Raw genomic sequence first — 18,078 nt, forward strand, 5'->3', positions numbered from 1 at the left:
TCAGTGCTCCTCGTCCAGGACGGCCACCCGCACGACGTCCTCGATCACGGGGTTGGACAGCAGCTTCTCGGCGGCCTCGCGCGCCTGGGCCAGCACGTCCTCGGTGGCCTCGCCGTCGACGGTGAGCTCGAAGCGCTTGCCCTGGCGCACACCGGCGAACCGGTCCAGCCCGATCCGCGGCAGCTCGTTGGCGATCGCCTTCCCCTGCGGGTCGAGGATCTCGGGCTTGGGCATGACGTCGACAACAATGCGGGCCATCGGGGAACTCCTGAGGGTCGTGCAGCGGGCCGGGATCCGGCGAACGGTGACCATCCTATCGTTCCGCCGCGGGCCGACCGGCCGGGCCGGGGTCGATCGGGGGGAGTGTGGTGGGCGGCACGCCGCCGGGGCCGGCCGCCGGGCGGCGTGATAGCTGTGGAGGTGCACGTACCTGTGGAACTGCCGTGGTGCCGTTCCGGATCCGCCGCCCGGCCCGGCCGGCGGCCCTGTGGGAAGGAAGAAGACGTGGACTACCCCGGACTCCTCATCGGCGTCGCTCCGCTGTTCCTGGGGCTGGCGGTGCTCTCCGTCGTGGCCTCCCGGATCGGCCGCGGGACGGACCCGGAGCCGAACCGGTACTTCGGGATCCGGACGCGGCACACCCTGCGGTCCGCGGAGTAGTGGAGCGCGGGGCACCTCGCGGCCCGGCCCGCTCTGCTGGCGTGCGCCGTGGTGAGCGCGACGGGCTACCTCACGGCCGTCGCGCTGATCGTGGCGGCACCCGGTGCACGGCCCGCCGGGGTCGTCGTCCTGGCGGTGACCCTGGTCGGGGCCGTCCTCCTGCTGATCACCGCCGCCGTGACCGCCGATCGCCGCGCCGGGCGGCTCGGGGAATGCCCGTAGGGCCGTGCGCCCGGGACCGGTCCGCCGGTCCGGGGTCGACCGCCCGGCCCGGAGCGTCTAAAGTGGTCAGCGTGCTGATCATCGGGGTGTCCCGGTGGACGGCGCGCGCACCGACCGGAACCCCACACCTCGGAAGGACCACGTCATGAGCCAGCCAGAACAGCAGCAGGACGTCCCCGGCGAGCAGTCGGAGATGACCCCCGTCCCGGACTGCGGGGAGCACAGCTACCGCGGCTCCGGCAAGCTCGAGGGCAAGGCCGCGATCATCACCGGCGGCGACAGCGGCATCGGCCGCGCCGCGGCGATCGCCTACGCCCGGGAGGGCGCGGACGTCCTGGTGGCCTACCTCGAGGAGGACGACGACGCCCAGGACACCGCCCGCTGGATCGAGGAGGCCGGGCGCAGGGCCGTGCTGGTGCGCGGGGACCTCTCCGACCCGGCGCACTGCCGCAGCGTCGTGGACCGGGCCGTCCAGGAGTTCGGCAAGGTCGACGTGCTCGTCTCCAACGCCGCCTTCCAGATGAGCCACGAGAGCCTCGACGAGATCAGCGACGAGGAGTGGGACTACACCTTCCGGCTCAACGTCGGGGCGATGTTCCACCTGACCAAGGCCGCGGTGCCGCACATGGCCCCCGGCTCGGCGATCATCGGCAGCTCCTCGGTGCAGTCCGACCAGCCGTCCCCGCAGCTGGCGCCCTACGCCGCGACGAAGGCCGCGATCGCGAACTTCTCCGCCGGCCTGGCGCAGATGCTGGGCGAGAAGGGCATCCGGGTGAACAGCGTGGCCCCCGGCCCGATCTGGACGCCGCTCATCCCGGCGACCATGCCCCCGGAGAAGGTCGGCGCCTTCGGCGACGACGTGCCCCTGGGCCGCGCCGGGCAGCCCGCCGAGCTGGCGCCCGTCTACGTGCTGCTGGCCTCCGACGACGGCAGCTACATCTCCGGGTCCCGGGTCGCCGTGACCGGGGGCAAGCCGATCCTGTGACGGACCGTCCACGGCCCGTCGTGGCCCCGGGCGAGCTGTCCCCCCGCCGGGACGGCTACGTGGAGCTGCGCTCCTACGCGACCATCGGGGACGGCCGCACGGTCGCGATGGTGGCCCACGACGGGTCCGTGGACTGGTACCCGGTGCCCGATCTGGACTCCGCCCCCGTGTTCGCGCGCCTGCTGGACGCCGAGCACGGCGGGTGCGTGGAGCTGTCCCCGGCCGGTGCCTTCGAGACCCGCCGCGCCTACGTGCCCGGCACGAACGTGCTGCAGACCACCTACACGACCGGCACCGGGGTGGTGCGGGTGACGGACTCGCTCAACGTCGGCTCCACCGGGCGGCTGCCGTGGAACGAGCTGGCCCGCACGGTGGAGGGGGTCTCCGGAGAGGTGCCCATGACCTGGCGGGTAACCCCGGGAACCATGTTCGGCACGGTCTCCCCATGGATCCAGGACACCGAGCAGGGCCCCGTGCTGCGCGTGGACGCGGTGGCGCTGGGGGTGCGCTCGGAGGCGCTGGGGGAGTGCGTGGTGGGCGGGCAGGAGATCTCCGGGCGCTTCGGCACGACCCCGGGCTCCCGGCACCTGCTCGCGGTCGTCTCGACGCACAGCGAGCCGCTGCGACTGCCCTCCCCGGCGAGCATCCGCAAGAACGTGGACCTCACCCTGGACATGTGGCGGCGCTGGACCGACCTGCTGGAGTACGACGGGCCCTACCGTGCCGACGTGGAGCGCAGCGCCCTCACGCTGAAGATGCTCAGCCACGGGCCGTCCGGCTCGATCGCCGCCGCCGCCACCACCTTGCTGCCGGAGAACCGGGCGGGCACCAAGAACTACGACTACCGCTTCGCCTGGGTGCGCGACGCCGCCTACACGCTGCACGCGCTCCTGCGCCTGGGCGAGCAGGAGGACGTGCACGCCGCGGTGTCCTGGCTGCTGCGCCTGGCCCGGGCCCAGTCCCCGGAGCTGCACGTGCTCAACCGGCTCAACGGCGAGGTGCCCGGCGACGGGATGACCGTCTACGAGGCCCCGGGCTGGCAGGGCGTGGGCCCTGTGGTCTCGGGCAACGCCGCCGCCGAGCAGCTCCAGCTGGGCGTCTACGGGGACCTCTTCGACATGGTGGACCTCTACGTGGCCGGCGGCAACGTGCTCGACGCGGCCACCGGGCGGATGCTCGCCGACGTGGCCGACCGGATCTGTGACCTCTGGCGCCGTCCCGACGCCGGGATGTGGGAGCTGCCGGAGCACCGCCACTACACGAGCTCGAAGATGGGCTGCTGGCACGGCCTCGACCGCGCGGTGCACCTGGCCGACGCCGGCCAGATCCCCGGCAGCGCCGACCGCTGGCGGGCCGAGCGGGACCGGATCGCCACGTGGATCGACGAGAACTCCTGGAACGCCGCGCGCGGCGCCTACGTCTGGTACCCGGGCACCGACGAGCTCGACACCTCGGTGCTGCTGCACGCGATCAGCGGCCTGGACCGGGGGCCGCGGATGAGCTCCACCGTCGACGCGCTGTGGGAGGAGCTGGGCACCGGGCCCCTGCTGCACCGCTACAGCGGGATGCAGCACGAGGAGGGCGCCTTCGTGGCCTGCTCGTTCTGGGCCGTGGCGGCGCTCGCACACGTGGGCCGGCGGGACGAGGCGGTCGAGCTCATGGACGAGATGCTCGGACGGGGCAACGACCTGGGGCTCTACACCGAGATGATCGACCCCGCGGACGACGCGTTCCTCGGCAACTTCCCGCAGGCCCTGAGCCACCTCGCGCTGCTGACGGCGGCCCTCACCCTCGAGGACACGGGCCGGTCCTGACCGGCGCCGCCCCCGCGGCGCGGGCGGCGCCGGCCCGTCAGCACCGGTCGGCGGAGAGCAGGCGCACGAGCTCTCCGACCCGGTCCCCGGGCGGGGAACGGGCGACGTCCGCCCGGGCGCCTCCGCCCCCGGAGGGCGGAGGAGGGCCGGCGGCGTGGCGCGGCCGGCGGCGTGGCGCGGCCGGCGGGCTGGAAGAATGGGCCCATGACCCAGCACCCTCCGACGACCACCCCCGGGCTCGACGGCCGGGACGCCGAACGACTGGCGCAGGCCCTCGAGTCCCGGGACGTGACGGTCTTCGTGGACGGCACCTCCCTGCGCCTGCCGGAGGGGGCGCGCGACGCCGTCGTCGACCTCCTGTCCCGGCTCACGCGCGGGGAGTCCGTCACCGTGAGCTCCGCCCGGCAGCCGCCGACCGGGTCCGAGGAGCTGCTGACCACGTCCCAGGCGGCGGCGCTGGCCGGGATCTCCCACACCTACCTGCGCAACCTCACCAGCGAGGGCGTGATCCCGGTGCAGTACCGCGGCAGCCACCGCCGGATCCGCCGCGCGGACATCCGGGCCTGGCTCGACCGCCACGGCGAGGGCGCCGCCGACGCCGCCGACGCCGCCGACGCCGCCGACGCCGCGGCGGAGCTGCTGACCACCTCCCAGGCGGCGGCGCTGGCCGGGATCTCCCACACCCACCTGCGCAACCTCACCAGCGAGGGCGTGATCCCGGTGCAGTACCGCGGCAGCCACCGCCGGATCCGCCGCTCCGACGTCCAGGCCTGGCTGGCGGGGCGGCGGCGCGACGACGCCGGGGGCGCGCCCGCGGCGGACTGATCCCGGCTCAGCCGAAGCGGGCCACGACCCAGCCGTCGACCACGTCGACCGCGGCGGCGGTGAGGTCCTTGGCCGGGTCCGCCGGTGCGCGGCGGCCGGCCGCGAGCGCCAGGCGCGAGCCCAGGAACCGCCCGTCGGACGCGAAGACCCAGTAGTGGTTGGGGCACTCGAAGCGCTCGGCGCGTCCGGCGGCCTCCCGGCACACGACGGCCTGCTGGTGGGTGCAGGCGTTGCGCAGCACGTGCAGGACGCCCTCCGCGTCACGGGCGACGATCACCGGCCCGCCGCGGGCGGCGGCGGTCACGAAGTCGAGCGGCTCCGGCACGGCGGAGGCCTCCACGATCCGCTCCCAGGGCGCGGCGGAGCTCACGCGGCGGCCCCGCCGGTGGCGTGCTCCGGGTCGAGCAGGTCGACGGCCCCGGCCAGCCGGCGGCGCAGCGGCTCGGCCCGCCGGGCGAAGTCGCGCTGCCGGCGCACGTACTCGGCCTTGCCCTCCGGCGTCTCGATCCGCACGGGCTCGTAGCCCCAGCCGGAGAGGTCGTAGGGGGCGGCCTGCATGTCGGTCTCCCGCACGTCCCGGGCCAGCTCGAAGCAGTCCATGAGCAGCTCCGAGGGGATCGCCGGCACGAGCTTGTACGCCCACTTGTAGAGGTCCATGGTGGCGTGCAGGCAGCCCGGCTGCTCGAGCCGGCGCTGGGTCTCCCGGGTCGGCCGCAGCTCGTTGAGCGGGACCGCCTGCGGCTGGAAGAACCGGAAGGCGTCGAAGTGGGTGCAGCGGATGCGGGAGGACTCGACGACGGCGTCGGTGCCCTCGGCGCCCAGCCGCAGCTCGAGGTACTCGTGCCGGAGCTCGTTGTCCTCCGAGCGGTAGGCCATCGCCCACTCGTGCAACCCGAAGCAGCCGAAGAAGCCGGGGTTGCGGGCGTGCGCGCCCAGGACCGCGCGGGCGAAGTCGACCGCGGCGCCCCGCCGCTCCCGGAAGCCGGCGGCGTCGACCGTCACCGCCCCGCTGGAGGCGTCGAGCCCGAGCGCCGCCAGCTCGGGGCCGGTGAGCAGGCGGTAGAACTTCTCCTCGGCGCGCCCGGCCGCGTCCAGCAGGACCACGCCCGCCCCGGGGTGCCAGCGCTTGAGCTGCGCCGGCTTGAGCGTGTAGTAGGTGAACAGGAAGTCCTCGACCGGGTGCTTGGCCCCGCGGTGCCGGCGGGCCACGAACGGGTCCGCGTGGACGGCCGCGCGCCGCTCGTGGGCGAGCGCGCGCGGCTCCCAGTCCACCCGGGACAGGACGGCGGGGCGGGTCATCGGACCCGCCCCACCGCCGGGGGTGCGCAGCGGAGCGGTCAGCGGCCCGTCCCCGCGTACACCGTGGCCTCGTCCTCGGAGTCGAGGTCGAAGGCGCTGTGCACCACGCGCACCGCCTCGTCGAGGCGGTCGGCGGACGTGACCACCGAGATCCGCACCTCGGAGGTGGAGATCATGTCGATGTTGATGTTCGCGGCGGCGAGCGCCTCGAAGAACGTGAACGTCACGCCCGGGTTGGACTTCATGCCGGCGCCCACCAGGGAGAGCTTGCCGACCTCGTCGTCGTACTCCAGGCCCGCGTAGCCGATCTTCTCCTCGGCGGCGCGCAGCAGGCTCATGGCGAGCTCGCCCTGGGACTCGTCCACCGTGAAGGAGAGGTCCGTCAGGGGGTCGTCGCCGGTGGAGATGTTCTGGACGATCATGTCCACGTTGACCTTGGCCTCGGCGAGCAGGCGGAAGATGCGGGCGGCGATGCCGGGCCGGTCCGGGACGCCGACGACGGTGACCTTCGCCTGGGTCCGGTCATGGGCGATGCCGGAGATGAGCGGCTGTTCCAAGGGGATCTCCTTCGGGGAGGTGACGGCGTCTTCGGGGTCCGGGATCACCCAGGTGCCCTCGTTGTGGCTGAAGGACGAACGGACGTGCAGCTTCACGCCGAAGCGGCGCGCGTACTCGACGCAGCGCAGGTGCAGGATCTTCGCGCCGTTGGCGGCGAGCTCGAGCATCTCCTCGCTGCTGACCACGTCCAGTTTGCGCGCCTTGGGCGCGATGCGGGGATCGGCGGTGAAGACGCCGTCGACGTCGGAGTAGATCTCGCACACGTCGGCGTCCAGGGCGGCGGCCAGGGCCACGGCCGTGGTGTCCGAGCCGCCGCGGCCGAGCGTGGTGATGTCCTTGGTGTGGCGGTGCACGCCCTGGAACCCGGCGATGATCGCGATGTTGCCCTCGTCCAGGGACTCGCGCACGCGCTGGGGGTTGACCTCCACGAGCAGTGCGGCGCCGTGCGCGCCGTCGGTGACCATGCCCGCCTGGGACCCCGTGAAGGACTGCGCGGGAGCGCCCATCCCGGACACCGCCATGGCCAGCAGCGCCATGGAGATGCGCTCCCCGGCGGTGAGCAGCATGTCGAGCTCGCGGGCCGGGGGCTTGCGGGTGACCTCCCGGGCGAGGTCCAGGAGGTCGTCCGTGGTGTCGCCCATCGCGGAGACCACCACGACGACGTCGTGGCCCCGGTTGCGCGTCTCGACGATCCGCCGTGCGACCCGGCGGATGCCGTCGGCGTCCGCGACGGAGGATCCACCGAACTTCTGCACGATCAGGCTCATGGGTACAACTCCTGTGGTCGAGGGCGGCCGGCGGTCGGCACCGGGCCGTGCGCCCGCTCCCCACGGCAGGGCACCAGGACATCCTACGCGAGTCGGTCAGGCGACGACCGTGCGGCCCTCGAAGGCCCGGCCCAGGGTGACCTCGTCGGCGTACTCGAGGTCCCCGCCCACCGGCAGCCCGGAGGCCAGGCGGGTCACGCGCACCCCGAGGGTCTTGAGCATCCGGGAGAGGTACGTGGCGGTGGCCTCGCCCTCCAGGTTGGGGTCGGTGGCGAGCACGACCTCCTGCACGGTGTCGTCGGAGAGCCGGGTCATCAGCTCCCGGATCCGCAGCTGGTCCGGGCCGATGCCCTGGATGGGACTGATGGCCCCGCCGAGCACGTGGTACCGGCCGCGGAAGCTGCGTGTGCGCTCGATGGCCATAACGTCCTTGGACTCCTCGACCACGCAGATGACGCTGCCGTCCCGGCGGGCGTCGCGGCAGATGGCGCACTCGTCGAGCTCGGAGACGTTGCCGCAGATCCGGCAGAACTTCACCTTCTCCTTGACCGCCGTCATGGCCTCGGCCAGCCGGCGCACGTCGTCCTTGTCGGCGTCGAGGAGGTGGAACGCGATCCGCTGCGCGGACTTCGGCCCGACGCCGGGCAGCCGGCCCAGCTCGTCGATCAGGTCCTGCACAGCGCCTTCGTACACGTTCTCCTCGATTTCCGGGCCGGTCCGCGGCCCTCTCGCTCGTTCCCGGCCACGGTGCTCCCCGGGGTCCGTGCGGGGCGGTCAGCGCCCCGGTCGGCCCCCGTCCCGGCCCCGCGGACGCGGCGGGCCGGCCTCACTCCCCGGCGTGGAGGTCCCGCTCCTCGATCAGCATGCCGCCGAGGATCCGCTCGATCGCCGCACGGCCGTAGAGGGTGGAGTCCTCGAGCGCCTCGTCGTCGGAACTGGGGACGAAGGAATCGTCCCATTCTACGCCGCCGTCCCGGTCCGCCGCCGCACCCGGGTCCGGGGCCTGGCGCCCGGCCGCGATCGCCGCGGCGTGGCGCTCCCGGAAGCTCAGCCGTTCACGCCGGTCGGCCTCCCCGGGCAGGTCACGCGGGGCGGCGTTCCCGGGGGTGCTGCGGGGGGACGCCTGCCGGGGCGCGGCGCCGGCCGCGGACGCGGCGGGGCTCTCCGGCACCGCGGCCTCCCGGGCCGGGGCCGGCCGCCCGGTGCGGTGCGGCTGCGCGGGCCGCCACTGCTCGGGGGGCGCCTCGTCGAGATCGTCCGGGAACGGGGGCTCGTCGGGGTGGGGCGGTTCCTCGGGCGGCGGGACGTCGTCGAACGGCGCGCGGTCCCGGCCCCGGGGGGAGCCGCCGCCGTCCGGGCGGGCGCCGGTTCCACCGGACGGGCGCCCGGACGGCCGGTCCCGGCCGGCTCCGCCACCGGGTCCGGCCGGCGCGGGCGCCGGGTTCCGCGGGGGCGGGGCGGCAGGGTCCGTGGTGGGTGCGCCGCCGCCGGGGTCGCCGCTCCGTCCCGGTTCCCCGGCCGGCACGGCAGCATCCCCGGGCGCGGTCCGCCTCCGGGGTTCCCCCGGGTGCTCGGCGGGGGACCCGTCAGGGTGCTCCGCCGGGGACGCGGCCGGTGTCCCGGCCGTGGTCGCGGTATCCGTCCCGGTCGAGGTCCCGGTCCCTGCCGGGGTCCCGGTTCCGGTCGAGGACGCGGCCGGCGGTGCGGAGGATGCCCCGGACGCGCCGCTCTGCGGAATGGCGGCCACGGACCAGCTGTGCACGGGCTCCTCGGCCCACGCGGGGTCCGTCCACTCCGCTGGCGCGTCCGTGGCGGGCCGGCCGTGCGCGTGCCACGCGTCCTGCCCGCCCCGGGGCCCGTCCGACCGCGACGGCTCCTCGGGGGCGCCGATGCGGGACGTCGTGCCGGGCCCCTCGGTGCTGCTCCGCGGGGCGTCCGCGCTCCGGGACCCCGCGTTCCGGGAGTCCGCGGACGGGGTGGTGCGCTGCTCCACGGCCCCGTCCGGGCCCGCGGGCCCGGGGGGGCGCCGGTCCGCGCCGCCGCGGGCGGGCGGGTCGGCCGGTGCCGCGGGCGGTGCGGGACGCTGCGTGTCGGTCCGGGGCCCGCCCCGCTGCCCGGACGGCCGGGGCGCCGGCTCCGGGCCGCGCGGGGCGCCTCCGCCGCCCCGGCCGTGCCCGCCGCCCGGGGGAACGGCCTCCGCCCGGCAGTCGATGCCGAGGACCTGCTGCACGGCCTGGCGCAGGTCGTCCTCGAAGCGCGGGAAGTTCATGAGGTCGCCCTCGGCGTCGAACATGATGCGCAGCACCTTGCCGTCGAAGGACTGCGGCGTGCCGCGCTGGACGGTGAACCACGCGACCCGGCGGATGTCCGCGAGGGCGTTGACGATCTCCGGCCAGGAGGCGCGCAGCAGCTCGATCTCGCTGCCGCCCGGCGCCAGCGGGGTCCCCTCGCCGGCCGCGGGCTCCGGCGGTGCGGCCGCCGGGGTGTCCTCCTGGTGCGGCGCCGCCGGGGGCTGCCGGTCCTCGGGGCGACCGCCGTCCTCCGCGCCCCGGGGCGCGCCCGGACGGGTGCGCTCGCCCGTGTCCGGCCCGTCCGTGTCCGACCCGGTCGTGCTCGGCCCGTCCGCGGCCGGCCCGGTCGCGCTCGGTCCGGCCGCGACGGCCGTGCGCGCCGGGTCGGGCCGCTCCGGCGCGGACGGCGCGGCGCCGGACGGCGCCGCGGTGCTCCGGGCCTCCGCCCTTACGGCCACGGGCTCCGCGGTCCCGCGTCCCGCGGAGGGCGGGGCGGCGGCCGCCGGCTCCTCGTGCCCGGCGACGGGGGCGGTGCCGCGGCCGATGCTCAGCCGACGTTCCAGCCGGTCCACGCGCGCCGTGACGCCGCGGGTGGTGTCCTCCGAGGAGGGCAGCAGGATGCGAGCGCAGAGCAGCTCGAGGTGCAGCTGGGGCGAGGTGGCCCCGGTCATCTCCGTGAGCGCGGTGTTGGTGATGTCCGCCGCGCGGGAGAGCTCCGCGGCCCCGAGCTGCGACGCCTGGTTGCGCAGCCGGGCGATCTGGTCCTGGGGCATCCCGTGCAGGATGTTGCCCGCGGACTCCGGGACCGCGTTGACGATGATGAGGTCGCGGAAGCGCTCCAGCAGGTCCTCCACGAACCGGCGCGGGTCCTGGCCGGTCTGGACCACCCGGTCCACCGCGCGGAACACCGTGGCGGCGTCCCCGGACGCGAAGGCGTCCACCACGTCGTCGAGCAGGGCGCCGTGGGTGTAGCCCAGCAGGGCCACGGCGAGGTCGTAGCCGACGCCCCGCTCGTCGGAGCCGGCCATGAGCTGGTCCAGCACGGAGAGGGTGTCGCGGACCGATCCGCCGCCGGCCCGGACCACCAGGGAGAGCACCCCGGGGGCCACCTCCACGTGCTCCTCGGCGCACAGCCGCTCGAGGTAGTGCATCAGCGGCTCGGTGGGGACCAGGCGGAAGGGGTAGTGGTGGGTGCGGGACCGGATGGTCGTGAGCACCTTGCTGGGCTCGGTGGTCGCGAAGATGAACTTGATGTGCTCCGGGGGCTCCTCGACGATCTTGAGCAGCGCGTTGAAGCCCTCGCGCGTGACCATGTGCGCCTCGTCGATGATGAAGATCTTGAACCGGTCCCGCACGGGGGCGAACGTGGCGCGCTCGCGCAGGTCGCGGGCGTGGTCCACGCCGCCGTGGCTGGCCGCGTCCATCTCGATCACGTCGAGGGAGCCGGCTCCGTCACGGGCCAGGTCCCGGCAGCTCTCGCAGCGGCCGCAGGGCGTGGGCGTGGGGCCCTCGGCGCAGTTGAGGCAGCGGGCCAGGATGCGGGCGGAGGTGGTCTTGCCGCATCCGCGGGGCCCGGAGAAGAGGTAGGCGTGGCTGACCCTGTCCTTGCGCAGCGCCGTCATCAGCGGCTCGGTCACGTGCTCCTGGCCGATGACGTCCTCGAAGGTCTCCGGGCGGTAGCGGCGGTACAGGGCGGTAGTCACAGGAGCCACCTTAGCGACGGATTCCGACGGGCGGAGCGGGGCCCCGCGGCTGGGGAGCCGGGCCGCCCCGAGGGGACGAAAAGACCCCTCGCGCACCCGCCAGAGCCCGTCTACCCTTGCTGCCTTCCGGCCCTGGGGGAGTTCAACAGGATGACGCCACGCGAGGGGCTGCCACAGAGTCTAGCCGATGCCGCAGGCAGGTCGAAACCGGGCGGCGCCGGCGGCGATTCGGCATTGCCCGGGGGTTGGGCTATGCTGGACTCCGCATGTTCCGGCACCGACAGGTGGCCGGGATGTGCGTGCCTGGAGGATTCGCCTAGCGGCCTATGGCGCACGCCTGGAACGCGTGTTGGGTTCACGCCCTCGGGGGTTCAAATCCCCCATCCTCCGCACTGCAGAGCCCCTGACCGGGACATCCATCCGGTCAGGGGCTCTTCTGCGTGTGCCGGCGCGGGCGGCCGCGCGGAGCGGGTCCGAGAGCGGCGAGCGCCGCAGCGGCCGGGCTCCGTCGGGGGCCGGGTGCACAGGACCCCGGAGCACGGGCCCGGAACCGCTGGTCGCTCACGCCCTGCGGCGGGCCCGTGCGCGGCGGACGGCCACCGCTGCGGCACCGGCCGCCAGGACTCCCAGACCGCCCAGGGCCACCAGGACGCCCGGGGCGGTCTCCTCCTCCTGCGCCGGCACCCGGGTGAGGCTGCCCAAGGGCACCCGGGTGAGCGTGCCGGGGGCCACCTGCTGCGCTGCGGGCAGGCCCCGGGCCTCGACCGAGCGGGCGTCCGTGCCCGGCGCCGCAGGCTTGGACACCGTGGGCCCGGCGGAGCGGGCCGCCCCCGGCCGGGCGTCGGCCGGAGCGCGGCGCGCCGACCCGGTGTCCTCCCCGGTGCTCTGCGCGGCGTCCTCCTCGGCGCCCTCTTCGGGGTCCTCCTCGGCGCCGGCGCCCGTCCCGATGCCGGACGGCCGGTCCGCGGGCCGGTCGCCCACCGGGCCGGAGGGGGCGGGGCTCGCGGCCGGGGCGGCGTCGGGCACCGCGGACCCCTCCGGCGCGGGCTCCTCGTCCGGGCGCGGTGCCGCTCCGGAGTCCGGCGCGGCACCGGCCGGGGGCTCCGCGACCGGGGTCTCCGCAGGGGCGTCCGGGGCCGGTCCGATCGGCTCGACCGGCTCCGCCGGTGCGTCGGGGAAGCCGTCCTCGGCCGGCGCGCCGGTGGGCGAGCCGGTGGCCGGTGCGGGAGCCTGCGCGGCGTCGGGGGAGGCCACGGCGGGAACGGGGGCGAGCAGGAGCAGGGCGGCCAGGGCGAGGGTCCGGACGGGCATGGGGCGCGATCTCTCCGAGAGGGGTGCGGGCGTAGAACGGGCGCTCGTCATTTTACGTCGTTCCATCCCTCTGGCGTTCGCGAATGCAATAATCTGCTCGTGTGGCGGGACGGGCTGTTCCGCCGCACCCGCAGCTGTCCCCCCGGCTGCGCACGTCCCCCCACCCCTCTCCCCCCAAGAGGTTCCCGTGAAGCTGCCCTCGTTCCGCCTGCCCTCCTCCGCCCTGCCCGCCGCCGTCCTGGCCGGCGTGCTCATGACCGGGACGGTGGCCGCCACCGCGGCACCGGCCCATGCCTCGACGACCAACACCACCTACACCGCCGCCGGGATCAGCTCCCAGTACCACCTCTACGACGCCGGCGTCGACCGCTCCAAGGCCGTGGGCGCCGTCTTCTACTTCGACGGCGACGGCCAGTACTACGCGCAGCGTCCGACCGCAACCGTGCTCCGGAGCATGGCCGCCCGGGCCGCCGCGAAGAACATGGTCCTCGTCGTGCCCGTCGCCCCGGCCAACCGGTCGTGGACCGCCAACAGCGAAGCGGTCGGGGACTGGTTCCGTGCCCTGGCCGGCAAGATCGTCGCCGAGCAGCGCATCGACACGACCCGCATCCACCTGGCCGGCTACTCCGGCGGCGCGGAGTTCATCTCCACCGAGGTGCTCTCCGACCGCGCGGGCTGGATCCGCGGCGGCGGGGCCACGCTGATCGGCGGCGGCGGGGTGTACTACGGCGGCCTCGAGACCGCGCCCGACGCCGCGCTCAAGGCGACCGACCCGACGTGGTACGTCGGCTCCCTGGACAGCTACGGCGCCACCCAGCCCTCCACCTGGTCGGCCCTGGAGGCCGCCGGGAAGGGCGCGGCCGCGTACCGGTCGGCCGGCTTCGGCAAGGCCGACCGGGTGGTGCTGCCCGGGCTGCACCACACCAACTACAACCTGCCGGGCCTGGTCGGCGACGACGTCGACCGCCTCTACGCCACCGTCGGCACCGCCGCGCCCCCCACCGCGGGGGCGAGCGAGCTCAACGGCTTCGCGCTGAAGGGCGCCGTCGGGACCCGCTGGCGCTCCCTCGGCGGAACCTCCTGGGGCACCCCGGTCAGCGCCGAGCACGCCTCCGCGCACGCCTCCGTGTACCAGCGCTTCGTGGGCGCGGGCGGCCGGGAGAAGGCCATCTACTGGTCCGGCTCCACCGGCGCCCGGCCGGTCGACTACGGCGGGGCCATCGGCCGCAAGTTCGAGGCCGCGGGCTTCGCCGCCGGCTACGGGGTGCCGTCCTCGGACGAGGTGCGCACGGCCGACGGCGGCGCGTACCAGCTGTTCGACGCCGCCGGGAAGCGGACCAAGCTGGTGTGGTCCTCCGCGACGGGAGCGCGGGCGGTCAAGGAGCACGGGGCCATCGGCAAGCGGTGGGCGGCACTCGGCCACGAGCGGGGGCTCGGCTATCCGACCTCCGACGAGTACGGCACCCCGGCCGGGATGGCGCAGAACTTCACCGGCGGCCGGATCGAGTGGAACGCGTCCACCGGGGCCGTGCGCGTGGTCCGCGCCTGACCGGCAGGCCGTGCGGGCCGCCCCGTGGGGCGGCCCGCACGGCCTCCCGCACACCGGCCCGGGGGCGACCCTAGGATGAACGCATGATCTTCAAGGCCGTGGGCGACTCGCGCCCGTACCCGGACCACGGCCTCGTCTCCCCGGCGGACTGGTCCGGCATCGCACCTCGTCAGGTGCGCCTGGACCAGCTGATCACCACGAAGACGACCCTGGACCTGGCGACGCTGCTCGACGCGGACTCCACGTTCTACGGCGACCTCTTCCCGCACGTGGTCCGCTGGGACGGGCTGCTCTACCTCGAGGACGGGCTGCACCGGGCGCTGCGCACCGCCCTGCACCACCGCACCGTGCTGCACGCCCGCGTGCTGGAGCTCGGTCCCGCCGGCGGCCCGCGGGCGGGACGCGGGGCGCGGGAGGTCAGGACGCCGCGCTGAGCGGCGGCCGCTCGGGGGCCAGCCGCACGGGGCGGCCGTCGGCGTCGAACTGCGCGCCCAGGCCCTGCTGGATGAAGCGGACCGTCGACCGGATGTGCCGTTCCCGGGCCGCGCGGTCCTGGTCGGAGTTCTGGCCCCGGTCCGCGGCGGTGGTCAGCGAGCCGTGGACGAGCGAGGCGAGCTCCGGGATGTCGCCCTCGGGCAGGTAGGCCTGGTCGATCGCGTCCCGCAGGATCGCGGCCAGCAGCCCCTGCAGCTCGCCCACGTGCTCGCCCAGCTTCTGGTAGTCCTCCGGGGACAGGACCGTGCGCATGGTCGGGCCCGGGGGCAGGTGCCGGCGGGCGAGGTCCTCGATCTGCGCCCGGATGTAGACGGCGAGCCGGTCGACCGGGTTGGCGACGCCCTCCAGGTCCCGGCGGAGGTCGGTCATGAACCGCTCGGTCTCGTCCAGGGCGTAGGCCACGAGCAGCTCGCCCATGTCGGCGAAGTAGTTGTAGACGGCGGTGCGGCCGACCCCGGCGTTCTTGGCCACGTGGGTCATCGTCAGCCCGGTCAGGCCCTGCTGGTACAGCAGCTGGCCGAAGGAGTCGAGGATCGCTCGCTTGGTGTTCTCCCGCTGCGCGGCATTGGTGGCCGCTGAAATACGAGGCATGATGACACCTTATCTCTGCATGTCATCAAAGTATGCACACTCCGATGATCCTTGGTGACGGTATGTCTGACTATGACACCACCGTCGGGCCCGTTTCCGCTCCCCCCACCGCAACGTCTGAGGAAACGTCCAGGAAACCGTCGGCCCCGACCCGGACGACGTGCGGTCAGTCCCGTGCGAAGGCCCCGGGAGCGGCGCGGAGCCGTGGCCGGCGCCGGGAGTCCGTCGCCCGCCACCGCCGGGGGCGGTGGAACCCGCGCAGGCGGGGAGGGTCACCCCGCGGCGGCCGAACCCCCCTGCCAGAGGGAGTCGAAGGGCGCCCGCGAGCTCAGGCGCCGGCGGATGCCGGCGGAGACGAAGGCCTTGGCCGTGCGGGCGGCCTCGAGCGGGGCGGCGCCCTTGGCCAGCTCGGCGGCCACGGCGGCCGCAAGGGTGCAGCCGGCGCCGGCCACGGGGACCTCGCCGACCTTGGGCTCGGACAGGATCTCGAGCGTCGTCCCGTCGTAGAAGACGTCCACGGCGTCGGGGCCGGCCAGGCGGACCCCGCCCTTCGCGAGCACCACGGCCCCGGAGGTCTCGTGGATCCGCCGGGCGGCCTCCTCGAGGTGCTCGACGGTGCTGATCTCGTCCATCCCGGACAGGGAGAGCGCCTCGAAGTGATTGGGGGTCACGAACGTGGCCAGCGGCAGGATCCGCGCCCTGAGGGCCTCGTCGGTGTCCAGGGCGGCCCCGGGCTCCTGGCCCTTGCAGATCAGCACCGGGTCCAGGACCAGGTGCTGCGGCTGCAGGGCCGTGAGCGCCTCGGCGGTCGTCGCGATGGTCTCCGGGCTGCCGAGCATGCCGATCTTGACGGCGTCCAGGGCGTGGGCGGCCGTGATCGCCTCCAGCTGCTCGCGCAGCACGTCCTGCGGGACGGGGAACAGGCGGTGGCCCCAGTCCGCGTTCGGGTCGAAGGAGACGATGCAGGTCAGCGCGAGGGAGCCGAAGACGCCGAGCTCCTGGAAGGTCTTGAGGTCCGCCTGGGCGCCGGCGCCGCCGGTGGCCTCGGACCCGGCGATGGTCAGGGCCACGGGGGGCTGGTCGGTGCTCGCGGCGTCGGGGGCGGGTGCGGTGGTGGTGTCGGTCATGGGAGCCATTGTGCGCCCCGCGCCGCGTCCCGGGCCAACCGTGCGCCGAGGCTCCGGCGCTAGACTGTCGGACGGTCTCCGGCCGCCACGACGACCCCGCCCGGGGCCCCACGGCGGCGGGAGGAGGGCTCCCGGGTGGCAGGCGGGCGTCCCGCACCCGTTCTGCAGACCGCACAGACCGCGGCGCGGCCCCGGCTCTCCCCGGGCCGGTGCCGCGGTCCGACAGATTGGCGACCCACCGTGTCCTCCTCCGCAGGCCCTGCCCCCGCCGGCTTCGCCCACCGTCCGCGCACGTACTTCGACCTGATCGTGGCGGCCTACTGCGTGGTCCTCGTGCTCTCCAACGTGGCCGCGACCAAGGGCGTCGCCTTCGGTCCCGTCCTCACCGACGGGGGCTTCTTCCTGTTCCCGCTCGCGTACGTGCTGGGCGACGTCGTCGCGGAGGTCTACGGCTTCCGCGCCGCCCGGCGGGCCATCGTCACGTCCTTCGCGGCGGGCCTGTTCTCCTCGGTGGTGTTCTGGCTCGTCATCGCCCTGCCGCCGGCCGGGTTCTACGAGGGCCAGGAGGCCTTCGAGTCCGTCCTGGGACCCGTCCCGCTCATCGTGGCGGGCTCGCTGCTGGGCTACCTCGCGGGGCAGCTGCTCAACGCCTTCGTCATGGTGCGGATCAAGGCCCGCACCCGGGAGCGCCACCTGTGGGCCCGGCTCATCGGCTCCACCCTGGTCGGCGAGCTGGTGGACACGGTCGTCTTCTGCACGGTGGCGGCGCCGATCATCGGGATCAGCACGGTCCCGGACTTCCTGAACTACGTGGTCGTCGGCTATGCCTACAAGGTGCTGGTCGAGGTCCTCGTCATGCCCCTGACCTACGCGGCGATCGGCTGGCTCAAGCGGCGCGAGCCCACCTACGGGACGGCCGTGTCCCCGGCGGGGGAGGCCGTGCCCACCCGCTGAGCGCGGCCGCCCCGGCGGCTCAGAAGCCGAGGTAGGCCAGCTGCGCCCCCACCGAGCGCCGGGCGGCCGGCAGCACGTGCGCGGGGACGTCCGCGTAGATGCGCTCGGTGATCGCCTCCAGGGTGGCGCCGCGGCCCAGGTCCCGCAGCGCCTCGCGCACCTCGGCCAGGCGCTCCATCCGGTGCTCGAGCAGCTGCTCGCACACCGCCTCGACGTCCTCCCGCACGTCCCCGTGCGCGGGCAGCACCAGGGCGCCGCCCAGCACCGCCAGGCGCTGCAGGGAGCGCAGGTAGTCGCCGAGGCTCCCGTCCGGGTGGTCGAGCATCGTGGTCCCGCGTCCCAGGACCGTGTCCCCGGTGAGCACCGACCCGGGCCCGGCCGGCGCGGCGGACCGGCCGGGTCCGAGCGCGCCGGCCGGGGTGTCGCCGGCCGCCGGGGTGTCGTCGGGCAGGTGGAAGCTCACGGAGTCGGAGGTGTGCCCGGGGGTGTGCAGCACCCGGATCAGGCACCCGGCGGCCTCGATCGTCTCGCCGTCCGCCAGCGGGGGCGCGTCCCGGCAGAACTCGGGCCGGACGGCGCGCACGGGCGCCCCCGTGCGGGCGTGGAAGTCCGCGACGCCCTCCGTGTGGTCGGCGTGCCGGTGGGTGACGAGCGTGAGCACGGTGCGTCCGGCCGCGGCCAGCGCGGCGAGGTGCCCGCGGTCGGCCGGTCCGGGGTCCACGACGACGACGTCCTCCTGTCCCGGCGCCCCGATCAGCCAGGAGTTGGTGCCCTCCAGGGTCATCGGGCCCGGGTTCGGGGCGGTTCGCCGCCGGGTGAGGGCGGTGGTGCGGAGGCCGGTGTCCTCGGTCATGCGGTGCTCCTGTGTCGGTCGGCTGGCGGGGGCGAGCAGCGGGGGCGGGCGCGGGCGAGCGGTGCCGCGGGACG

The 18,078-nt window shown here is 75.1% G+C and carries 18 protein-coding genes, 1 tRNA gene and 1 other RNA gene; 9 read left to right on the forward strand and 11 right to left on the reverse strand.

Annotated features, from left to right (window positions below; all coding sequences use genetic code 11):
• The gene (gene purS / locus ACWCOM_RS08890; protein ID WP_062735294.1) at window positions 1-258 is read right to left on the reverse strand and encodes a phosphoribosylformylglycinamidine synthase subunit PurS; all 258 of its coding nucleotides are present in this window, start codon (window positions 256-258) and stop codon (window positions 1-3) included.
• 246 nt (window positions 259-504) lie between these two features.
• On the opposite strand from purS, the gene ACWCOM_RS08895 reads away from it, so the two are divergent.
• The 5 genes from ACWCOM_RS08895 (at window position 505) to ACWCOM_RS08915 (ending at window position 4,506) form a co-directional block, all read left to right on the forward strand.
• On the forward strand, window positions 505-660 hold the full coding sequence (locus tag ACWCOM_RS08895) for a hypothetical protein (protein ID WP_454548383.1): 156 nt from the start codon (window positions 505-507) through the stop codon (window positions 658-660).
• Window positions 661-711: 51 nt separating this feature from the next.
• Complete coding sequence (locus ACWCOM_RS08900; RefSeq protein WP_454548384.1) at window positions 712-882, forward strand: hypothetical protein; 171 nt, start codon at window positions 712-714, stop codon at window positions 880-882.
• 145 nt (window positions 883-1,027) lie between these two features.
• The gene (locus ACWCOM_RS08905) at window positions 1,028-1,867 is read left to right on the forward strand and encodes an SDR family oxidoreductase (protein ID WP_454548385.1); all 840 of its coding nucleotides are present in this window, start codon (window positions 1,028-1,030) and stop codon (window positions 1,865-1,867) included.
• Window positions 1,864-3,681: a glycoside hydrolase family 15 protein gene (locus ACWCOM_RS08910; RefSeq protein WP_454548386.1), complete on the forward strand. Its 1,818-nt coding sequence runs from the start codon at window positions 1,864-1,866 to the stop codon at window positions 3,679-3,681. The genes ACWCOM_RS08905 and ACWCOM_RS08910 overlap by 4 nt, the downstream gene beginning before the upstream one ends.
• Before the next feature lie 204 nt (window positions 3,682-3,885).
• Window positions 3,886-4,506 carry a helix-turn-helix domain-containing protein gene (locus ACWCOM_RS08915; protein ID WP_454548387.1) on the forward strand — a complete coding sequence of 207 codons (621 nt, stop codon included), beginning with the start codon at window positions 3,886-3,888 and terminating at the stop codon, window positions 4,504-4,506.
• A 7-nt stretch (window positions 4,507-4,513) separates the two neighbouring features.
• Here ACWCOM_RS08915 and ACWCOM_RS08920 read toward each other — a convergent pair whose 3' ends face one another.
• The 6 genes from ACWCOM_RS08920 to ffs form a co-directional block, all read right to left on the reverse strand.
• Window positions 4,514-4,876: a Rieske 2Fe-2S domain-containing protein gene (locus ACWCOM_RS08920; protein WP_454548388.1), complete on the reverse strand. Its 363-nt coding sequence runs from the start codon at window positions 4,874-4,876 to the stop codon at window positions 4,514-4,516.
• Window positions 4,873-5,805: a 3-methyladenine DNA glycosylase gene (locus tag ACWCOM_RS08925; protein ID WP_454548389.1), complete on the reverse strand. Its 933-nt coding sequence runs from the start codon at window positions 5,803-5,805 to the stop codon at window positions 4,873-4,875. The genes ACWCOM_RS08920 and ACWCOM_RS08925 overlap by 4 nt, the downstream gene beginning before the upstream one ends.
• Window positions 5,806-5,843: 38 nt before the next feature.
• Entirely contained in the window at window positions 5,844-7,130 is a 1,287-nt protein-coding gene (locus ACWCOM_RS08930) for an aspartate kinase (protein ID WP_454548390.1), read from the reverse strand.
• Between the two features lie 96 nt (window positions 7,131-7,226).
• Window positions 7,227-7,823 carry a recombination mediator RecR gene (gene recR, locus ACWCOM_RS08935; RefSeq protein WP_454548391.1) on the reverse strand — a complete coding sequence of 199 codons (597 nt, stop codon included), beginning with the start codon at window positions 7,821-7,823 and terminating at the stop codon, window positions 7,227-7,229.
• A 133-nt stretch (window positions 7,824-7,956) separates the two neighbouring features.
• On the reverse strand, window positions 7,957-11,124 hold the full coding sequence (locus tag ACWCOM_RS08940) for a DNA polymerase III subunit gamma and tau (protein WP_454548392.1): 3,168 nt from the start codon (window positions 11,122-11,124) through the stop codon (window positions 7,957-7,959).
• Window positions 11,125-11,200: 76 nt separating this feature from the next.
• An RNA gene (gene ffs, locus ACWCOM_RS08945) (signal recognition particle sRNA small type) lies at window positions 11,201-11,297 on the reverse strand.
• A gap of 132 nt (window positions 11,298-11,429) precedes the next feature.
• Here ffs and ACWCOM_RS08950 point away from each other — a divergent pair.
• Window positions 11,430-11,514, forward strand: a tRNA-Ser gene (locus ACWCOM_RS08950).
• A gap of 171 nt (window positions 11,515-11,685) precedes the next feature.
• Here the strand turns inward: ACWCOM_RS08950 and ACWCOM_RS08955 are convergent.
• Complete coding sequence (locus tag ACWCOM_RS08955; protein WP_454548393.1) at window positions 11,686-12,435, reverse strand: hypothetical protein; 750 nt, start codon at window positions 12,433-12,435, stop codon at window positions 11,686-11,688.
• A 187-nt stretch (window positions 12,436-12,622) separates the two neighbouring features.
• On the opposite strand from ACWCOM_RS08955, the gene ACWCOM_RS08960 reads away from it, so the two are divergent.
• Together ACWCOM_RS08960 and ACWCOM_RS08965 are read left to right on the forward strand one after the other, a co-directional pair.
• Window positions 12,623-13,984: a hypothetical protein gene (locus ACWCOM_RS08960; protein WP_454548394.1), complete on the forward strand. Its 1,362-nt coding sequence runs from the start codon at window positions 12,623-12,625 to the stop codon at window positions 13,982-13,984.
• 83 nt (window positions 13,985-14,067) lie between these two features.
• Window positions 14,068-14,418: a type II toxin-antitoxin system VapB family antitoxin gene (locus ACWCOM_RS08965; RefSeq protein ID WP_454548395.1), complete on the forward strand. Its 351-nt coding sequence runs from the start codon at window positions 14,068-14,070 to the stop codon at window positions 14,416-14,418.
• Here ACWCOM_RS08965 and ACWCOM_RS08970 read toward each other — a convergent pair.
• Both ACWCOM_RS08970 and ACWCOM_RS08975 read right to left on the reverse strand, forming a co-directional pair.
• Window positions 14,402-15,070 carry a TetR/AcrR family transcriptional regulator gene (locus ACWCOM_RS08970; RefSeq protein WP_075872542.1) on the reverse strand — a complete coding sequence of 223 codons (669 nt, stop codon included), beginning with the start codon at window positions 15,068-15,070 and terminating at the stop codon, window positions 14,402-14,404. The genes ACWCOM_RS08965 and ACWCOM_RS08970 overlap by 17 nt on opposite strands.
• Before the next feature lie 272 nt (window positions 15,071-15,342).
• Entirely contained in the window at window positions 15,343-16,197 is an 855-nt protein-coding gene (locus ACWCOM_RS08975) for a hydroxymethylpyrimidine/phosphomethylpyrimidine kinase (RefSeq protein ID WP_454548396.1), read from the reverse strand.
• Between the two features lie 240 nt (window positions 16,198-16,437).
• Between ACWCOM_RS08975 and ACWCOM_RS08980 the strand changes: the two genes are divergently transcribed.
• Entirely contained in the window at window positions 16,438-17,151 is a 714-nt protein-coding gene (locus tag ACWCOM_RS08980) for a queuosine precursor transporter (protein WP_454548397.1), read from the forward strand.
• 19 nt (window positions 17,152-17,170) lie between these two features.
• Here the strand turns inward: ACWCOM_RS08980 and ACWCOM_RS08985 are convergent, their stop codons facing one another.
• Entirely contained in the window at window positions 17,171-18,004 is an 834-nt protein-coding gene (locus tag ACWCOM_RS08985; RefSeq protein ID WP_454548398.1) for an MBL fold metallo-hydrolase, read from the reverse strand.
• Window positions 18,005-18,078 lie beyond the last annotated feature (74 nt).

It is taken from the genome of Kocuria sp. KH4, from assembly GCF_053711175.1.